At 69.9% G+C, this 17,389-nt stretch carries 17 protein-coding genes; 13 read left to right on the top strand and 4 right to left on the bottom strand.

Going from position 1 to position 17,389, the window contains the following annotated elements:
- Positions 1–19: 19 nt before the first annotated feature.
- Positions 20–1,639 (top strand): peptide MFS transporter, encoded by a 1,620-nt coding sequence (locus L8H00_RS06545; RefSeq protein WP_242096444.1) that lies wholly within the window; start codon positions 20–22, stop codon positions 1,637–1,639.
- A 1-nt stretch (position 1,640) separates the two neighbouring features.
- Here L8H00_RS06545 and L8H00_RS06540 read toward each other — a convergent pair whose 3' ends face one another.
- Together L8H00_RS06540 and L8H00_RS06535 are read right to left on the bottom strand one after the other, a co-directional pair.
- Positions 1,641–2,630 (bottom strand): aldo/keto reductase, encoded by a 990-nt coding sequence (locus L8H00_RS06540; protein ID WP_242096443.1) that lies wholly within the window; start codon positions 2,628–2,630, stop codon positions 1,641–1,643.
- 16 nt (positions 2,631–2,646) lie between these two features.
- Positions 2,647–3,891: a cation:dicarboxylase symporter family transporter gene (locus tag L8H00_RS06535; RefSeq protein WP_242096442.1), complete on the bottom strand. Its 1,245-nt coding sequence runs from the start codon at positions 3,889–3,891 to the stop codon at positions 2,647–2,649.
- Positions 3,892–4,007: 116 nt separating this feature from the next.
- On the opposite strand from L8H00_RS06535, the gene glmM reads away from it, so the two are divergent.
- From glmM to folP, 6 genes are all read left to right on the top strand, one after another.
- Positions 4,008–5,348 carry a phosphoglucosamine mutase gene (gene glmM / locus L8H00_RS06530; RefSeq protein ID WP_242096441.1) on the top strand — a complete coding sequence of 447 codons (1,341 nt, stop codon included), beginning with the start codon at positions 4,008–4,010 and terminating at the stop codon, positions 5,346–5,348.
- Entirely contained in the window at positions 5,348–5,572 is a 225-nt protein-coding gene (locus L8H00_RS06525) for a DUF1272 domain-containing protein (RefSeq protein WP_242096440.1), read from the top strand. Before glmM ends, L8H00_RS06525 begins: the two co-directional genes overlap by 1 nt.
- A complete protein-coding gene (gene thiD, locus L8H00_RS06520; RefSeq protein ID WP_242096439.1) occupies positions 5,569–6,333 on the top strand; it encodes a bifunctional hydroxymethylpyrimidine kinase/phosphomethylpyrimidine kinase in 765 nt (254 codons plus the stop codon). The genes L8H00_RS06525 and thiD overlap by 4 nt, the downstream gene beginning before the upstream one ends.
- A gap of 202 nt (positions 6,334–6,535) precedes the next feature.
- On the top strand, positions 6,536–7,204 hold the full coding sequence (locus L8H00_RS06515; RefSeq protein WP_242096438.1) for a ribonuclease HII: 669 nt from the start codon (positions 6,536–6,538) through the stop codon (positions 7,202–7,204).
- A 148-nt stretch (positions 7,205–7,352) separates the two neighbouring features.
- Positions 7,353–8,489, top strand: a complete 1,137-nt coding sequence (locus L8H00_RS06510; RefSeq protein WP_277924304.1) for a site-specific DNA-methyltransferase — start codon at positions 7,353–7,355, stop codon at positions 8,487–8,489.
- A 133-nt stretch (positions 8,490–8,622) separates the two neighbouring features.
- A complete protein-coding gene (gene folP, locus L8H00_RS06505) occupies positions 8,623–9,687 on the top strand; it encodes a dihydropteroate synthase (RefSeq protein WP_242096437.1) in 1,065 nt (354 codons plus the stop codon).
- A gap of 156 nt (positions 9,688–9,843) precedes the next feature.
- Here the strand turns inward: folP and L8H00_RS06500 are convergent, their stop codons facing one another.
- Positions 9,844–10,386, bottom strand: a complete 543-nt coding sequence (locus tag L8H00_RS06500) for a PilZ domain-containing protein (RefSeq protein WP_242096436.1) — start codon at positions 10,384–10,386, stop codon at positions 9,844–9,846.
- A 168-nt stretch (positions 10,387–10,554) separates the two neighbouring features.
- Between L8H00_RS06500 and L8H00_RS06495 the strand changes: the two genes are divergently transcribed.
- A complete protein-coding gene (locus L8H00_RS06495) occupies positions 10,555–11,439 on the top strand; it encodes a bestrophin family ion channel (RefSeq protein WP_242096435.1) in 885 nt (294 codons plus the stop codon).
- 16 nt (positions 11,440–11,455) lie between these two features.
- Here the strand turns inward: L8H00_RS06495 and L8H00_RS06490 are convergent, their stop codons facing one another.
- Positions 11,456–12,871, bottom strand: coding sequence for a sigma-54 dependent transcriptional regulator (locus tag L8H00_RS06490; RefSeq protein WP_242096434.1), 1,416 nt, complete (start codon positions 12,869–12,871; stop codon positions 11,456–11,458).
- 151 nt (positions 12,872–13,022) lie between these two features.
- On the opposite strand from L8H00_RS06490, the gene L8H00_RS06485 reads away from it, so the two are divergent.
- The 5 genes from L8H00_RS06485 to L8H00_RS18950 all read left to right on the top strand — a co-directional run bounded on the left by L8H00_RS06485 (position 13,023) and on the right by L8H00_RS18950 (position 17,371).
- The gene (locus L8H00_RS06485; protein WP_242096433.1) at positions 13,023–13,148 is read left to right on the top strand and encodes an aa3-type cytochrome c oxidase subunit IV; all 126 of its coding nucleotides are present in this window, start codon (positions 13,023–13,025) and stop codon (positions 13,146–13,148) included.
- Between the two features lies 1 nt (position 13,149).
- Positions 13,150–14,277: an NAD(P) transhydrogenase subunit alpha gene (locus tag L8H00_RS06480; protein WP_242096432.1), complete on the top strand. Its 1,128-nt coding sequence runs from the start codon at positions 13,150–13,152 to the stop codon at positions 14,275–14,277.
- A gap of 112 nt (positions 14,278–14,389) precedes the next feature.
- The gene (locus L8H00_RS06475) at positions 14,390–14,683 is read left to right on the top strand and encodes a proton-translocating transhydrogenase family protein (RefSeq protein ID WP_242096431.1); all 294 of its coding nucleotides are present in this window, start codon (positions 14,390–14,392) and stop codon (positions 14,681–14,683) included.
- Position 14,684: 1 nt separating this feature from the next.
- Entirely contained in the window at positions 14,685–16,181 is a 1,497-nt protein-coding gene (locus L8H00_RS06470) for an NAD(P)(+) transhydrogenase (Re/Si-specific) subunit beta (protein WP_242096430.1), read from the top strand.
- A 239-nt stretch (positions 16,182–16,420) separates the two neighbouring features.
- Positions 16,421–17,371, top strand: coding sequence for a winged helix DNA-binding protein (locus L8H00_RS18950; protein ID WP_242096429.1), 951 nt, complete (start codon positions 16,421–16,423; stop codon positions 17,369–17,371).
- Positions 17,372–17,389 lie beyond the last annotated feature (18 nt).

Here is a 17,389-nt window from a genome sequence, read left to right as displayed (position 1 = left end):
CTGGAGTGCAGAGCCGCCGATGGCCATCGCCGCCTACCCCACGCCGCCGCTTCCCGAGGGGCGCACCATTCTCGGCCACCCCGTCGGCCTGTTCGTGCTGTTCTTCGCCGAGATGTGGGAGCGGTTTTCCTATTACGGCATGCGCGGGCTGCTGATCTTCTATCTCACCAAGCATTGGCTGTTCGACAAGGAACATGCCTCGCTGATCTACGGTGCCTATACCGCGCTGGTGTACATCACGCCGGTGATCGGCGGTTACATGGCGGATCGCTATCTCGGGCAGCGCAAGGCGGTGCTGTACGGCGCGGTGCTGCTGGTGCTCGGCCACGGGCTGATGGCCGTGGAGGGCAGCGGCGGCCAAAGCGATCCGACCATCAACCTGTTCTGGCTCGCGCTCAGCTTCATCATCGTCGGCGCGGGCTTCCTGAAGGCCAATATCTCGGTGATCGTGGGGCAGCTCTATCCGCGCACCGATCCGCGCCGCGATCCGGCCTATACGATCTTCTATATCGGCATCAACACGGGCGCGTTCCTGGGCGCGATCGTCGCCGGCTGGCTGGGCGAACGCTATGGCTGGTCTTGGGGATTCGGCGCGGCGGGCGTCGGCATGCTGCTGGGCCTGGTGGTGTTCGTGCTCGGCCGGCCCGCGCTGCTCGGCCGGGGCGAGCCCACCGATCCAGCGCGGCTGCGCACGCGGACTGTGGGGCTGCCGTTCGAGGCGTGGCTCTATGCCAGCGGCCTGATCGCGGTGGTGGCGATCTGGTGGCTGATCCAGCATCAGGATCTGGTCGGCACGCTGCTGGGCATCGCGGGCGCGGCGCTGGTCGGTTATGTGATCTACACCGCCGTGCTGCGCCTGCCGCGCGAGGACCGCGACCGGATCTTCGCGCTGCTGTTCCTGATCTTCGCCTCGATCCTGTTCTGGGCGCTGTTCGAACAGGCGGGCAATTCGCTGAACCTCTATACCGACGAGCATGTCGATCGCCACATGGCGGGCTTCGACGTGCCGGCCTCGGTCTTCCAGTCGGTCAACTCGCTCTACATCATGATCTTCGGGCCGGTCATCGCATGGCTGTGGACGTTTCTCGCCAAACGCGGGCGCGAGCCGTCCGCGCCCGCCAAGTTCGGGATCGCCATGCTCCAGCTCGGCTTCAGCTTTCTGGTGCTGGTGTGGGGTGCGAAGGCGGCGGGGATCGGGCAGCTGACCCCGGTGCTCTTCATCTTCCTCATCTATCTGTTCCAGACGACGGGCGAATTGTGCCTGTCGCCCGTCGGCCTGTCGGCGATGAACCGGCTGAGCCCGGCCAACATGGCCAGCCTGGTAATGGGCACCTGGTATTTCGCCACCGCGGCGGGCAATTTCGCCGCCGGGCTGATCTCGCAGGCGACCGGCGGGGGTGAGGGCGTGGCGGGGGCAGGCCAGGAACGCGTGCTCGACGTCTACACGACGGTCGGCTGGTTCGGGATCGGTGCGGGCGTCGTGCTGATCGCGATCGCGCCGTGGTTCCGCCGGCTGATGCATCTCGACACGCTCGTCGACGATCCCGCGCATGCAATGGCGGGGCAGAACGAACTGGCCGAACCGTCCGCCGCCGGTTTCCGTACCGACGGCGAGACGGTCCCGCCCCGCAGGCGGTGATTCAGCGGCGGACCATCGCCATCATCGCCTCGCCATAGCGCGGCCCCGCCGTGCCGCCGCGCGGGGCGGCGGCGTCGAGCGCGGCGAGATCGTCGGCGGTGAGCGCGAGATCGGGCGCGGCCATGCTGTCCTCCAGCGTGGCGCGCCGCTTGGAGCCGGGGATCGGCACCACATCGGGCCCTTGCGCCAGCAGCCAGGCGAGCGCCACCTGCGCCGCGCTGACGCCGTGCGCGTCGGCGATCCGCTTCACCACGGCGACCATTTCCATGTTGCGGTCGAAATTCTCGGGCGCGTAGCGCGGATCGTTGCGGCGGAAATCGTCCGGGCCCAGGGTCTCCGGCCGCTGCGCCTGCCCGGTCAGGAAGCCGCGGCCGAGCGGGCTATAGGGCACGAGCCCGATGCCGAGCGCCCGGGCGAGCGGCAGGATCTCGGTCTCCAGATCGCGCTCCCACAGCGAATATTCGTTCTGGAGCGCGGCGATCGGGTGGACCGCGGCGGCGCGGCGCATCGATTCGATGCCGGGCTCCGACAGGCCCAGATGGCGCACCTTGCCCGCCTTCACCAGATCGGCCATCGCGCCCACCGTCTCCTCGATCGGCACGTCGGGATCGACGCGGTGCTGGTAGAACAGGTCGATCGTGTCGATGCCGAGCCGCTTCAGCGATCCCTCGCACGCTGCGCGCACGTTTTCGGGCGTGCTGTTCAGCCCCTGGCCGCGCTTGCCGTCTTCGATCCGGAAGCCGAATTTGGTGGCGATCACCAATCCGTCGCGCTTGCCCTTGATGGCGCGGCCGAGCAGCGCCTCGTTGGTGTGCGGGCCATAGATCTCGGCGGTGTCGAAAAGCGTGACGCCCAGGTCGATCGCGCGGTGGATGGTGGCGATGCTCTCGCCCTCGTCCGCCGCGCCGTACATGCCGTCGCCCACCATCGGCATGCAGCCAAGGCCGAGCGCGGAGACGACGAGGCCGTCGCCCAAGGTGCGCTGTTTCATCAGGAGGTCTCCGTGGTCAGCCCCGGTCGTCGGTCGGCCGGGCGCTAAGAGCGGAAACGGCCAAGGTGGCGGCAAGGTCCATCATCACGTTGCCGAGCGTGCGGACGATGTCGGGGATGGTCTCCACCGCGACGAGCAGGCCGAGCGGCGCAACCGGCGCGCCCAGCGCCGAGGCGATCGGTGCGATCGCGCTGACATAGCTGATCGTGCCGGGCAGGCTGACCGAGCCGAGCGAGGTAAGCGTCGCCACCACGATCCCGACCGCGAGCACGGCGGGCGTGAGTGTCACGCCGAACCAGGTGGCGACGTAGATCGCCACAGCCAGGTTCATCGCCGGCCCGGTCGCGCGGAAGATCGCCACCGCCAGCGGCAGCGTGACGCCCGAGGTGGCGACCGGCACGCCCAGCGCGCTCGCGCCCTCGATCATCGCCGGCAGCGTCGCGATCGAGGATTGCGTGCTGATCGCGACCGCCTGGCTTGGCAACACCGCGCGGGTATAGGCGCCAAGCCCGGTGCGGCCGCCGATCACCGCCAGCGGATAGGCGGCGAGCGACACCACCGCGCCGACGCCCGCGACGATCGCGATGTAATGGACGAGCGCACCGAACGCGCCGGTGCCCGCGCGCGCGCCGACGACGAGCGCCAGCGCGAACACGCCGACCGGCGCGATCCACAGGATCCATTCGATCACGACGAGCATCGCATCGCGCACCGCGGTGAAGAAGGCGGTGAGCAGCGCGCGGCCCTCGGGCGCGATCCGAGTCATCGCAAAGGCGAAGACGAGCGCGAAGATGATGAGCGACAGGAACGCGTTTTCCGCTGCTGCCTTCACGATGTTGGCGGGGATGATGCCGGCGAGGAACTGGCCGAGCGGCGGCGCCTTGGCGACGGTCTCGTGCCCCACCAGCGCGGCGCGCAGGCTGGCGGCGGAGGCGGCGGGGATCGGCACGATGCGCAGGAAGAGCGGCGTCAGCACCGCCGCCGCGGTGGCCGAGGCGACCAGCAGCGCGACGTAGAGCGCGATCGCGCGCGCGGCGAGCCGCCCCGCCTGCGCCGCCTCGGCGGTGGCCGCGACGCCGGTGATGAGCAGCGCCACCACCAGCGGCACGATCGTCATCTGCAGCGCGTTCAGCCATGCGGTGCCGATCGGCTGGGCGACGCTGGCGGCCGGATCGACCAGGGCGGGCGCGAAGGCGGCGAGCGCGATTCCGCCGATCAGGCCGGCGACGAGCGAGAGAAGGATCCGGGTCGCCTGCGACATGGGGACTTTCGAACGGGTTGGGCAGACATGCGGCGTGCGGCAGGGGGTGGCCCCGCCGCCCGCCGATGCATTAGAGCGGTTGGCGTACGGCTCTAGCGGAACGGACGGCGGCAGGCATGGCAAGAAAATATTTCGGCACCGATGGGATTCGCGGCCTCACCAATGCGGGTGCGATGACCGCGGCGATGGCGATGAAGGTGGGGATGGCGGCCGGCACCTATTTCCTGCGCGGCGATCACCGCCACCGCGTGCTGATCGGCAAGGACACGCGGCTGTCGGGCTATATGCTCGAATCGGCATTGGTGGCGGGCTTCACCAGCGTGGGCATGGACGTGGTGATGGTCGGGCCGATGCCGACGCCCGGCGTGGCCATGCTCACCCAGTCGATGCGCGCCGATATCGGCGTGATGATCTCGGCCAGCCACAATCCGTTCGCCGACAACGGCATCAAATTGTTCGGCCCCGACGGCTACAAGCTCAGCGACGATGCGGAGGCGGCGATCGAGGCGCTGATCGACGGCGACATTCCGCTCGCGGCCGCCGACCATATCGGCCGCGCGCGCCGGATCGACGATGCGCAGGGCCGCTACATCAACTCGGCCAAGGCCACCTTTCCCCGCGACCTGCGGCTCGACGGGATGCGCGTGGTGATCGATTGCGCGAACGGCGCGGCGTACAAGGTCGCGCCCTCCGCTCTGTGGGAGCTGGGCGCGGACGTGATCGCGATCGGGGTGACGCCCGACGGCACCAACATCAACGACGGCGTCGGCTCCACCGCGCCGCAGACGCTGTCGGAGACGGTGGTCGCGAGCGGCGCCGATATCGGCATCGCGCTCGACGGCGATGCCGACCGGCTGATCGTGGTCGACGAAAAGGGCAAGGTGGTCGACGGCGACCAGCTGATGGCGACGATCGCGGCCGGCTGGGCGCGGCAGGGCAAGCTGGCGGGCGGCGGCGTGGTGGCGACCGTGATGTCCAATCTGGGGCTCGAACGGCATCTGGCGGCGCAGGGCCTGGGGCTGATCCGCACCAGCGTGGGCGACCGGCACGTGCTGGAGGCGATGCGCGCGCGCGGGTACAATGTGGGCGGCGAACAGTCGGGCCATATCATCCTCGCCGATTACGCCACCACCGGCGACGGGCTGGTCGCCGCGCTTCAGGTGCTGGCCGAGGTGCGCCGCGCGGGCGCCCCGGCGAGCGCGGTGCTGCACCGGTTCGAGCCGCTGCCGCAATTGCTGAAGAACGTGCGCTTCGCCGGCGGCAAGCCGCTGGAGGCCGACAGCGTGAAGGCGGTGATCGCGGAGGCCGAGGCGGAGCTCGCGGGGCGTGGTCGGCTGGTGATCCGGCCTTCGGGCACCGAGCCGGTGATCCGGGTGATGGCGGAGGGCGACGATTCGCAGCAGGTCGAGCGCGTGGTCGACCGGATCTGCGACGCGGTGAAGGCGGCGGCGGCCTGATGCTCGCCATGCACCCCGATTGCGCGCGCTGCGGCGCGGATCTGCCGGCGGATGCGGGGGGTGCGTTCGTCTGTTCGCTCGAATGCACCTTCTGCGCGGAATGCGCCGATGCGCTGGACGAGCGTTGCCCCAATTGCGGCGGCGAGCTGCTCGACCGGCCGACGCGCACCGGCAAGGCGCTGAAGGACCATCCGGCCTCGACCCGGCGGCAATATCCGGGATGACGATCGCGCGCGTGCTGGCGATCGCCGGATCGGACAGCGGCGGCGGGGCGGGGATCCAGGCCGATATCAGGACGATCACGATGCTCGGCGGCCATGCGATGACCGCGGTGACGGCGATCACCGCGCAGAACACGCAGGGCGTGCAGGCGGCGATGCCGGTGCCGGCCAAGATGGTGATCGCGCAGATCCGCTCGGTGGCGGATGATATCGGCGTGGATGCGGTGAAGATCGGCATGATCGGCTCGGCGGCCACCGCGCATGCGGTGGCGGACTGGCTCGGCACCATGGCCGGGGTGCCGGTGGTCTTCGATCCGGTGATGATCGCGACGAGCGGCGCGACGCTGGCCGACGCCGCGACGATCGCCGCCTTCGGACGGCTGATGCGGCGGGCGACGGTGACGACGCCCAATCTGCCCGAACTGGCGGCGCTGGGCGGCGAGGATGCGGTCCGGGCGCAGGGCGGCGCGGTGCTCGTGAAGGGGGGGCATGGCGCGGGCGACCGGGTCGAGGACCGGCTGATCGCCGCCGACGGCACGCAAAGCCGCTGGACCCATGCGCGGATCGCGACGCGCCACACCCATGGCACCGGCTGCACGCTGGCGAGCGGGATCGCGACCGGGTTGGCGCAGGGCATGCCGCTGGCCGCCGCCGTGGAGCGCGCGATCGGTTTCGTCCGCGCCGCGCTGGCGCACGCGCCCGGCCTCGGCGCGGGGCACGGGCCGATGGGGCACGCGATGGGGCGGGTGCCGTATGATGACTGATCCGGCTCGACCGCTGCGGCGGCGTGCGAAACATGCCGAAAGAGGGTGGTTGACGCGAAGACGCGAAGGTGTCCTGCCCGGCCGCGCCTGCGGCGCTTTCTTCATCGATGGGTGATGGCGCGGGTGCGCTGCCGCGCACGATCCCTCTTGGCGTCTTCGCGTCTTTGCGCGAAACCTCCTCTTCCAGGCCAAGCCTCTCCCGATGACTCAAAAACCCACCCGCCCAAGCCTCAAACACGAAAAGCTCTGCCTCGCCCCCGTCGTGGGGGTGGACGAAGCGGGCCGCGGGCCGCTGGCGGGGCCGGTGGTGGCCGCCGCCGTGATCCTGCCGGCCAGGGGCGTGCCGCGCGGGATCGACGATTCCAAGACGCTCTCCGCCGCCACCCGCGCGCGGCTGCACGGGCGGCTGATGGCCTGTGCGGTGGTCGGCATCGGCATCGTCGAGGCGGACGAGATCGACACGCTCAACATCCACTGGGCGACGATGAAGGCGATGACGCTCGCGGTCGAGGCGCTGGCCCGCGAGGGCGGCCAGGCGCCGGGCCATGTGCTGGTCGACGGCAACCGGCTGCCGCGATGGGGCTATGCCGCAACGCCGATCGTGAAGGGCGATTCGCATTCGCTGTCGATCGCCGCGGCCTCGATCGTCGCCAAGCACACCCGCGACACGATCATGCTGGCGCATGCCGAGGCGCATCCGCATTATGGCTGGGCGTCGAACAAGGGCTATGGTTGTGCTGCGCATCTGCGCGCGCTGGCCGAACATGGGCCGACCCCGCTGCACCGCCGCAGCTTCGCGCCGGTCGCCGCGGCGTACCGGATGCGCGAATCCGGGCCCCCGAGTCTTTTCGGCCACACCACCAGCGCTTGAGTCCGCAGGGATCGCCAGACTCCATATCTGGCCGCGATCGGGTCATCGGCACGGTAGCGCGCCGCTCGCCGCCGGTGCCGCGCCGGCAATCAAGGCTTGACGGATTCCGCCCCGTCCGCAGGAATGGCCGGCGAATTAGGGGCAAGACATGGCAGTGACCGAAACCATCGCGCGACCGCGCACCGCGCGATCCGAGACCGCCGCGCCCGCCGCGCTGCCGCTCGACCAGATTTTGCGCGGCGACTGCATCGCGCAGATGAAAGCGCTGCCGGCGAAATCGGTCGACATGATCTTTGCCGATCCGCCCTATAATCTGCAGCTCGGCGGCGAGCTGTTCCGGCCCGATGGCAGCCATGTCGATGCCGTCACCGACGATTGGGACAAGTTCGACACGTTCGCGCTGTACGACCGCTTCACCCGCGCCTGGCTGAAGGAGGCGCGCCGCATCCTGAAGGACGACGGCGCGCTGTGGGTGATCGGCAGCTATCACAACATCTTCCGCGTCGGCGCCGCGGTGCAGGATCTGGGCTATTGGATCCTGAACGACATCGTGTGGCGCAAGGCCAATCCGATGCCCAATTTCCGCGGCACGCGCTTCACCAACGCGCACGAGACGCTGATCTGGGCGTCGAAGGGCGAGAAGGCGAAATACACCTTCAACTATCGCAGCATGAAGACGCTGAACGACGAATTGCAGATGCGCAGCGACTGGGAGTTCCCGATCTGCGGCGGCGGCGAGCGGCTGAAGAAGAACGGCACCAAGGTGCACCCGACGCAGAAGCCCGAGGCGTTGATCTACCGCGTGCTGCTCGCCTGCACCAAGCCCGGCGACGTGGTGCTCGATCCGTTCTTCGGCACCGGCACGACGGGCGCGGTGGCCAAGCGGCTGGGGCGGCGCTGGATCGGGATCGAGCGCGAGGCGGATTATATCGCCGCCGCCGAGGAGCGGATCGCGGCGGCGCTGCCGCTCGACGAATCCGCGCTCGCCACGATGATGAGCCCGCGCCAGGCGCCCAAGGTGGCGTTCGGCACCCTGGTCGAGAACGGGTATCTGGCGCCGGGCGCGGTGCTGGTCGACGTGAAGCGGCGCTGGCGCGTGACGGTGCGCGCGGACGGATCGCTGCTGAGCGATTGCGGCGCCAGCGGATCGATCCACAAGCTGGGCGCCACGCTCCAGAACGCTCCGGCCTGCAACGGTTGGAGCTTCTGGCATCACGAGGCGGACGGCGCGCTTCGCCCCATCGACACGCTGCGCCAGACCTATCTGCTCGCGACCCAGCCTTGAGCGGCGAGACGCCTCCGTTCCCCGGCGAAGGCCGGGGCCCAGTATTGGGGGGACGCAGGTGATCGGCGTTGCGCATAGTCACGAAGCCCTTTCCAACTGCACCCCGGCCTTTGCCGGGGAACGGCAGCCTTAGATGACCCCGTTCCACCTCCGCCCCGTCCAGTTCGTGGATTCGCCCATCGGTCGCGACGGCACGGTCGCGCGGCTGGCTGGCGGGATGAGCTGGTTCGCGGCCTATGACGTGCACGCCGACGGCGGGCGCACCACCGTTCCGATCGCCGAATTCGAACGCACGCTCGCGCTCGGCCATGAGCGGGCGGCGGCACTCCACGCCGCGATCACCGCGCCGCGTGCGCCGCTGACGCTCGGCGCGCGGACGCTGCGGCTCGATCAGCCGCTGGTGGCGGGCATCCTGAACGTCACGCCGGACAGTTTCTCGGACGGTGCGAAACATGGCGGCGATCCGGCCGCCGCTGCCGCGGCGGGAGTCGACATGGCGGTCGCGGGCGCGGCGCTGATCGACGTGGGCGGCGAATCGACCCGGCCTGGCGCGGCGATGGTGTGGGAGGGCGACGAGACCCAGCGTGTCGTGCCCGTGATCGAACGGCTGGCGGCGAGCGGCACGCCGGTTTCGATCGACACCCGCAAGGCGGGGGTGATGGAGGCGGCGCTGGCGGCGGGCGCGGCGATCGTCAACGACGTGTCGGCGCTGTTGTGGGACGATCGCGCGCTGGAGGTGGTGGCCAAGGCGGGCTGCCCGGTCGTGCTGATGCATTCGCCCGATCCCGAAAAGGGCGGCCATGGCCGGGTGGCCTATGGCGACGTGGTGGGCGCGGTGTTCGACTGGCTGGCGGCGCGGATCGCCGCGGTCGAGGCGGCGGGCATTCCCCGATCGCGCATCCTGGTCGATCCGGGCATCGGCTTCGGCAAGTCGCTCCAGGACAATCTCGCGCTGCTGAATGGCCTTGCGGTGTTCCACGGGCTCGGCTGCGCGCTGATGCTGGGGGCGAGCCGCAAGCGGCTGGTCGGCGCGCTCGACAACGAGGCGCCCGTCGAACGCCGGCTGGGCGGCAGCCTGGCGCTGGCGCTGAAGGGGGCGGAGGCGGGCGTCCAGTTGCTGCGCGTCCACGACGTCGCCGAGACGGTGCAGGCGCTGCGCGTCTGGCGCGGCCTGCGCGACCGTGCGCTGGTGGGGTGAGGGGCTGGAGCGGGCTGACGTTGGCTTGATGGGATCGCGAAAAAATCCGTTCGTGCTGAGCTTGTCGAAGCACGCTTTCCGCGCTCGCGCTTTCGCATTCTGGACAGGCCCTTCGACAAGCTCAGGGCGAACGGATTCAAGTCACGTCATCAAATTCTAGTTCGCGCTGCCCAGTGCCGTGCCGATCGCCGCCAGCGGCGCGGCCAGCACGGCGCGCACCTCGATCGCCGCGAAGATCGCGACAGCCACCCCGCCGAGCGAGATCGCGCCGAACTGCAACACCGTCGCGCGCTGGCGGTTGCGCTCCACCCGACGGCCAATGCGTCCTTGCGCGGACAGGCGGTCGTGCGCGCGCCGGTCGGGTGCGGGGGCGTTGCCGGCCGGCGCGGCCGGCGCGCCCGGTCGGCCCACGCGCGGCTCGTTCACCACGGCGGCCACGCTCACCTTGTCCTGCGTGCGGATGCCGATGAAGCCCTGCCTGCTCCAGACGACGCGGCCCACGATCACCAGCGTGCCGCGGCGGATATCGACATAGCTGCCGTTCTCCGGCGCATCGTCCAGCCCGATCAGCAGGCCGCGCGACGAGATATTGTGGATGCACGCATCGGACCAGCCGCGGCCGCTCTTCAGGCGGCACGGCACCAGCACCTTCGTCCTTGGCTCTCGCGGCTTCACGCCGATCGTCAACCCTGCCGGCACGTTCGTCCCCCTGGCATGAACGGAGAGGGTAAAGCCTCATCCTCAACATCCGGTTAGTGCGCCCGGGCGACGGCGATCGGGGCGATCGGCGCCGCCCATCGCCGCGATGCGCGTGCGTTCGGCCGCATCGGCCCTTGCCCGTCCATCCCGGCCATGCTTCGAGGCGGCATGATCGTCGAAGCCACCCCCCGTTTCCGCCAGATCGTCAGCGAGCTGTGGCGGCCCTTGTCGATCCTGTTCGTGTGGGACGTGATCGTCACCGTCACCTATTATGTGCTGCCGTTCCACGCGCCGTCGCTGCCGCTGCCGCTGTTCGGCACCGCGCTCGCGCTGTTCCTCGGCTTTCGCGACAATTCGGCCTATCAGCGCTGGTGGGAGGGGCGGGTGCTGTGGGGCGCGATGATCAACGCCTCGCGCAGCCTGGCGCGGATCACGCGCAACCAGTTGCCCGAGCCTGACGGGCACGACCTGAAACGCAGCCTCGTGCTCCGCCATATCGCCTATGTGAACGCGCTGCGCTGCCAGCTGCGCCGCCAGCCGGTCGAGCCCGAGGTGCTGCGGTTCCTCTCGCCCGACGAGGCGGCGCCCGCGCTCGCCCGCGCCAATATCGCCAACGGCATCCTCGACGGCACCGGACGGCGGATCGACGAGGCGCGCCGCCGGGGCTGGATCGACACCATCCAGCAGGAGGCGTTCGAGCGCATCCTGGTCGACATCGCCAATGCGCAGGGGGGGATGGAGCGGATCAAGAACACGCCGCTGCCCAACCAATACCGGTTCTTCCCCGATCTGTTCACCCGGCTGTTCTGCATGCTGCTGCCGATCGGGCTGGTCGAGACGCTGGGGTTCGCCACTCCGGTCGGGTCGACGGTCGCGGGGCTGATGTTCCTGGCGGTGCTGAAGATCGGCGACGATCTGGTCGATCCGTTCGCCGATACGGTGCACGACGTGCCGCTCGCCGCGATGTGCCGCACGATCGAGATCGATCTGCTCCAGGCGATCGGCGACACCGCGCCCGCGCCGCTGACGCCGGTGAAGGGCGTGTTGTGGTGAGCGGTTCGCCGGCCGCTCACGCCGCCGCGTTGTCGATCCCCAGCTCGCCGAGCTTGCGGTAGAGCGTCGAGCGGCCGATCCCCAGGCGCCGCGCCACTTCGGTCATGCGGCCGCGGTAATGGCCGATCGCGAGCCGGATCACGTCCGCCTCGATCTCCTCCAGCGCGCGCAGATTGCCGTCGGCGCGAAACAGCGTGACGCCGCCGCTGGCCGCGATCGGCAGCGGGCCGTCGCGGCGGTTGCCGAGTGCGGCGATCTGCGGGAAGTCGGCGCGGGTGAGCGCGGTCGCCTCGCACAGCACCGCGGCGCGGAACAGCGCGTTCTGCAACTGGCGGACATTCCCCGGCCAGTCGTAATCGCCGAGCAAGGCGAGCGCATCGTCGGTGATGCCGAGCGGCCGCAATCCCGGCTGCTGCGCGATCCGGGCGAGCAGATGCCGGGCCAGCGCCGGGATATCGGCGGTGCGTTCGCGCAACGGCGGGATCGTCACCTGCACGACGTTCAGCCGGTAATAGAGATCCTCGCGGAAACGGCCCGCCTCTACCTCGTCGACCAGCGTCTTGTTGGTGGCGGCGATGACTCGCACGTCGACGATCCGCGGATGGCGCGCGCCGATCGGCTGCGCCTCACCCGATTGCAGCACGCGCAGCAGCTTCACCTGCGCCTCGAGCGGCATCTCGCCCACTTCGTCGAGGAACAGCGTGCCGCCGTCCGCTTCCTGGAACCGGCCGATCTTGCGCTCGAACGCGCCGGTGAAGGCGCCCTTTTCGTGGCCGAACAATTCACTTTCGATCAGGTTCAGCGGGATGGCGCCGCAATTCACCGTCAGCATCGGGCGTTTGGATCGGGGCGAAGCGGCGTGGATCGCCTCGGCCACCACCTCCTTGCCGACGCCGCTTTCGCCCTCGACCAGCACCGCGATGCGCGCGCGCGCGGCCTTGGCGGCGATGGCGAGCGCGGCGCGGAAGTCGGGCGACGAGCCGACGATCTCGTCGAAGCCGAGCAGCGCCGGGATCTTCTCGGTCAATGGGCGCAATTCGCCCGCGGCGGTGCCGGCGACCGCAGCGTCGAGTGCTGCCAGCAGCCGTTCGGGGGCGAGCGGCTTTACCAGGAAATCGGTGGCGCCGGCGCGCATCGCGCCCACCGCGTGCATCACCGATCCGTTGGCGGTGAGCATCAGGATGGGCAGCGCAGGGCGGCGCTTGCGCAATTCGGCGATCAGCGCGGTCGCGTCCGCATCGGGGGCGCTGGTGTCGAGCAGGACGGCGTCGAGCTGCATCCCGTCCTGCGTGCCGAGCGTGGCGATCGCCATCTCGCCATCGCCCGCGAAGATCGACCGCCACCCGGCACGCGCCGCCAGCGCCGAGACGAGCCGGCGTTGCGCGGGCTCGTCGTCGATCAGCATCAGCAGCCGCTGCCCGTTTCGCGTCATCCATCCATCCCCGGCTTCGTCCGCCCGCCCTTAGCGCCATGCGGGTAAAGGCGGGCTTAAGCGTGCGCCGGCCGGCGCGGGGTTGGGGGCTTGAGGGGAAGAGCATGGGTGGCTAGGGTATGGCGGAGAGACACCGGATCGGGGACGACGCATGGCGAGTGACGGCGATCTGAAGGCGCACGAGGCCACCTATGTCAGCGTGACCGCGATGCTGAAATGGGGCACGGTCGCGGTGGCGGCGATCGCCATCGCCGTCATCCTCATCATCGCGCGCTGAGATGCGGATCGCCGTCCTCACCGAACGGGCGGACGGCGAGACGCGGGTGGCCGCCACGCCCGAAACGGTGAAGAAGTTCATCGCGCTGGGCGCGAGCGTGGCGGTGGAAGCGGGCGCCGGCACCCGCGCCGCGATCGCCGACGACGCCTATGCGCAGGCGGGTGCCGCGATCGGCGACCGTGCCGCGACGCTGGCGGGCGCGGATATCGTGCTGGGCGTGCAGGGGCCCGCGCCCGAGACGCTGGCGGGCGCGGGCCCCGGCGCGCTGATCGTGGCGGCGCTCGATCCCTTCGGCCAGCGGGCGCGGGTCGATGCCTATGCCGCGGCGGGATATGAGGCGCTGGCGATGGAGTTCATGCCGCGGATCACCCGCGCGCAGTCGATGGACATCCTTAGTTCGCAGTCGAACCTGGCGGGGTACAAGGCGGTGCTCGATGCCGCCGCCGAATATGGCCGCGCCTTTCCGATGATGATGACGGCGGCGGGCACGGTGTCCGCCGCGCGCGTGTTCGTGATGGGGGTGGGCGTCGCCGGGTTGCAGGCGATCGCCACCGCACGGCGGCTGGGCGCGCAGGTCTCGGCCACCGACGTGCGCTCGGCGACGCGCGAGCAGATCCAGAGCCTCGGCGCCAAGCCCGTCTTCGTCGAGGACGTGCGCGGGATCGAGGGCGAGGGATCGGGCGGCTATGCCGGCGAGATGAGCCCCGAATATCAGGCCGCGCAGGCCGCGCTCGTCTCCGGGCACATCGCCAAACAGGATATCGTCATCACCACCGCGCTGATCCCCGGCCGTGCAGCGCCGCGGCTGATCTCGGCGGCGCAGGTGGCGAGCATGCGCGCGGGCAGCGTGATCGTCGATCTCGCGGTCGAGCAGGGCGGCAATGTCGAAGGTTCGGTCGCGGGCGAGGTGGTGCGCGTGGGCGGCGTGACGATCGTCGGCCACCGCAACGTGGCGGGCCGCCTCGCTGCCGACGCGTCGGCCCTGTACGCGCGCAACCTGTTCAATTTCCTCGGCGCCTTCTGGGACAAGGATGCGGGGCGGCCGGTGCTGCTCGACGCGGACGAGATCGTGGCCGGCGTGCGCTTGACGAAGGACGGCCGGGTGGTGAACCCCCGGCTGACCGCGTGATCGCGGCTCCTTTGCGAGAGGATGGGGCGCGCGTGAGCGTGCACCGGCGTAGCGGTCCGTCATGGTGCTTCGCGGCGCTGGCCACGGCGCTGGTGGGAAAAGAGGAATAGCCATGGATTTCATCGCGATCCTGTCGATCTTCGTGCTCGCCTGCTTCGTCGGCTATTTCGTGGTGTGGGCGGTGACGCCCGCGCTGCACACGCCGCTGATGGCGGTGACGAACGCGATCTCCAGCGTCATCATCGTCGGCGCGCTGGTAGCGGCGGCGGCGGCGGGGATCGGCACCGGCGCGGGGGTGTCGAAATGGCTTGGGCTGTTCGCGGTGGTGCTGGCGAGCGTCAACATCTTCGGCGGCTTCGCGGTCACCGCGCGAATGCTGGCGATGTACAAGAAAAAGGTGCGCTGAGATGGAGGCCGTGGCCGTGAACCCCTGGGCCGCGCTCGCCTATCTGGTCGCGGGCGTGTGCTTCATCCTCGCGCTGCGCGGGCTGTCGAGCCCGGCGTCGAGCCAGCGCGGCAACCGCTTCGGCATCGCCGGCATGACGATCGCGGTGGTGACGACGCTGGTGACGCATGTGCCGCGCGTCGTCACGCTGCTAGTGCCCGATACGGGGCCGGCGGTGGGGATGGGCACCGTCGCGTGGCCGACGATGCTCGAAATCCTCGCCGCGATCGGCATCGGTGCGGCGATCGGCCTCGTCACCGCGCGGCGGATCGCCATGACCGCGATGCCGCAGCTCGTCGCCGCGTTCCACAGCCTCGTCGGGCTCGCCGCGGTGCTGGTCGCGGCGGCGGCGTTCCTCAACCCGCAGGCGTTCGGGATCGCCGATCTGGTGATCCCGCTGATCGGCCAGCCCTTCGCGGTGATCCACCCGGTCAGCCGGATCGAGATGGGGCTGGGCGTCGCGATCGGCGCGATCACCTTCTCCGGGAGCGTCATCGCGTTCCTGAAACTGAACGGCAATATGGGCGGCAAGCCGCTGATGCTGCCGGGGCGCCACGCCATCAACCTGGCGCTGATCGCCGCCATCCTCGGCCTGATCGCCTATTTCGTCACCGATCAGTCGGCCTGGATCTTCTGGACGATCACGCTGCTCAGCTTCGCGATCGGCTTCCTGCTGATCGTGCCGATCGGCGGCGCGGACATGCCTGTGGTGGTCAGCATGCTGAACAGCTATTCGGGCTGGGCGGCGGCGGCGATGGGCTTCACGCTCCATAACACGGCGATGATCGTCACCGGCGCGCTGGTCGGATCGTCGGGCGCGATCCTCAGCTACATCATGTGCCGCGCGATGAACCGCAGCTTCGTGAGCGTGATCGCGGGCGGCTTCGGCGCGGGTGCGGAGACGGGCGCTGCCGCCGCCGCGACCGACCGGCCGTGGAAGCGCGGATCGGCGGAGGATGCCGCGTTCCTGATGGCGCAGGCCGAACAGGTGGTGATCGTCCCCGGCTATGGCATGGCGGTGGCGCAGGCGCAGCACGCGCTGCGCGAGATGGGCGACCGGCTGAAGGCGCACGGCGTCCGCGTAAAATACGCCATCCACCCGGTCGCGGGGCGGATGCCCGGCCATATGAACGTGCTGCTTGCCGAGGCGAACGTGCCCTATGACGACGTGTTCGAGCTGGAGGACATCAACGGCGAATTCGCGCAGACCGACATCGCCTTCGTCATCGGCGCGAACGACGTGACCAACCCGGCCGCCAAGACCGACAAGAGCTCGCCGATCTACGGCATGCCCGTGCTCGACGTCGAGAAGGCCAAGACCGTGCTGTTCATCAAGCGCTCGATGGGCGGCGTCGGCTATGCCGGGGTGGATAACGAGCTGTTCTACCGCGACAACACGATGATGCTGCTGGCCGATGCCAAGAAGATGGTCGAGGAGATCGTGAAGGCGCTGGATTAAGCGGGATGACGTTCGGTTGATCCAGTCCCTCTACCGTTCGTGCTGAGCTTGTCGAAGCACGCTTTCCGCGCTCGCGCCTTCGCATCCTGAACAGGCCCTTCGACAAGATCAGGACGAACGGATCAAAGTAAACTCATCAGATCAAGGCGCGCCAACCGGCCCGTGGCTGTGGTTCCGGCGCGATAGATCCGAAACGATATGCGATACTTGCCCCCGATCGGACGCCATCGCCTATCCTCGTGTCGAACGGGCAAGCGGGGGCGCGGGTGCAGGACGACGAGGAGGCGCGCGGGGCGGCGTTCACCGCCTTCGTGATCGCGGATGATGGGCAGGCCGAGGCGGCCGTGCAGGCGCTGGACCTCGCCCGCGGGCGCGTGCTGCGGCGCATCGGCTGGCAGGCGGCCGCCAGCGAACTCTCCCAGATCGCGGTACGCCCGATCCTGATGGTCGAGGCCTCGGGCGTCGACGAGGCGACGCTGGCCGCCACGCTGCCGCGGATCGACGGCTATGCCAGCGCGCTGGAACTCGCGGTCATCGTGGCGCTCGATACCGCGCAGATCGATCTGGTCGCGGCGCATCTGCTTGGCCCCCATATCCACCTGCTGTGCGAGGCGACGCTCGCGGATCGGACGGGCGCGCTGGTGATCGCCGCCGCGCAGATGCGCGCGCCCGCCATGGCGGACCGTGTCGGCGAGGGCGAGGCGGCGCGGCTGAAGCGGCTCAACAGCGAAGTGGCGCGGATCGCCGAGGTGCTGGCCCGGCTCGCCAGCCCCGACGCTCCCGATCCGGGCGAGGGCGTCGCCGATCGGCGGCAGAGCTTCGGTCTGGAAGCCTATGCGGGCCCGCGCGAAACGAGCGGGCGCGACATCCGCCGGATGATCCGCCATCGCCGGCTGCGCGATCACGTGTTTCCCGGCGGCCTGTTCGAAGATCCCGCCTGGGACATGCTGCTGGACCTGTTCGCCGCCGAGCTGGAGCGCGCCAAGGTGTCGGTCTCCAGCCTGTGTATCGCCGCGGCGGTCGCGCCGACGACCGCGCTGCGCTGGATCGCGCGGCTGACCGAGGCGGGGCTGTTCGAGCGCCGACCCGATCCCGCCGATCGCCGCCGCGCCTTCATGGCGCTGACGCCGCGGGCGAGCGACGGCATGCGGCGCTATTTCGCCGGCGTGGTGCGGGCGGAGGCGGGCTGACCCGGGAGCGCCCGGCCG

The sequence above is a fragment of the Sphingomonas sp. CROZ-RG-20F-R02-07 genome (genome assembly GCF_022662335.1).
GTDB lineage: Bacteria > Pseudomonadota > Alphaproteobacteria > Sphingomonadales > Sphingomonadaceae > Sphingomonas.
Note: the sequence above shows the minus strand (reverse complement) of the source record. Positions and strands in the feature narration are given on the sequence as shown.

Excerpts from the sequence above, each read along its gene's own strand:
- L8H00_RS06485 (WP_242096433.1), top strand. The coding sequence starts at position 13,023 with ATGGCGAGTGACGGCGATCTGAAGGCGCACGAGGCCACCTATGTCAGC.
- L8H00_RS06515 (WP_242096438.1), top strand. The coding sequence starts at position 6,536 with ATGACTCAAAAACCCACCCGCCCAAGCCTCAAACACGAAAAGCTCTGC.
- L8H00_RS06480 (WP_242096432.1), top strand. The coding sequence starts at position 13,150 with ATGCGGATCGCCGTCCTCACCGAACGGGCGGACGGCGAGACGCGGGTG.
- glmM (WP_242096441.1), top strand. The coding sequence starts at position 4,008 with ATGGCAAGAAAATATTTCGGCACCGATGGGATTCGCGGCCTCACCAAT.
- L8H00_RS06510 (WP_277924304.1), top strand. The coding sequence starts at position 7,353 with ATGGCAGTGACCGAAACCATCGCGCGACCGCGCACCGCGCGATCCGAG.
- L8H00_RS06540 (WP_242096443.1), bottom strand. The coding sequence starts at position 2,630 with ATGAAACAGCGCACCTTGGGCGACGGCCTCGTCGTCTCCGCGCTCGGC.
- L8H00_RS06495 (WP_242096435.1), top strand. The coding sequence starts at position 10,555 with ATGATCGTCGAAGCCACCCCCCGTTTCCGCCAGATCGTCAGCGAGCTG.
- L8H00_RS06490 (WP_242096434.1), bottom strand. The coding sequence starts at position 12,871 with ATGACGCGAAACGGGCAGCGGCTGCTGATGCTGATCGACGACGAGCCC.
- L8H00_RS06535 (WP_242096442.1), bottom strand. The coding sequence starts at position 3,891 with ATGTCGCAGGCGACCCGGATCCTTCTCTCGCTCGTCGCCGGCCTGATC.
- L8H00_RS06545 (WP_242096444.1), top strand. The coding sequence starts at position 20 with ATGGCCATCGCCGCCTACCCCACGCCGCCGCTTCCCGAGGGGCGCACC.
- thiD (WP_242096439.1), top strand. The coding sequence starts at position 5,569 with ATGACGATCGCGCGCGTGCTGGCGATCGCCGGATCGGACAGCGGCGGC.
- L8H00_RS06470 (WP_242096430.1), top strand. The coding sequence starts at position 14,685 with ATGGAGGCCGTGGCCGTGAACCCCTGGGCCGCGCTCGCCTATCTGGTC.
- folP (WP_242096437.1), top strand. The coding sequence starts at position 8,623 with ATGACCCCGTTCCACCTCCGCCCCGTCCAGTTCGTGGATTCGCCCATC.
- L8H00_RS06525 (WP_242096440.1), top strand. The coding sequence starts at position 5,348 with ATGCTCGCCATGCACCCCGATTGCGCGCGCTGCGGCGCGGATCTGCCG.
- L8H00_RS06475 (WP_242096431.1), top strand. The coding sequence starts at position 14,390 with ATGGATTTCATCGCGATCCTGTCGATCTTCGTGCTCGCCTGCTTCGTC.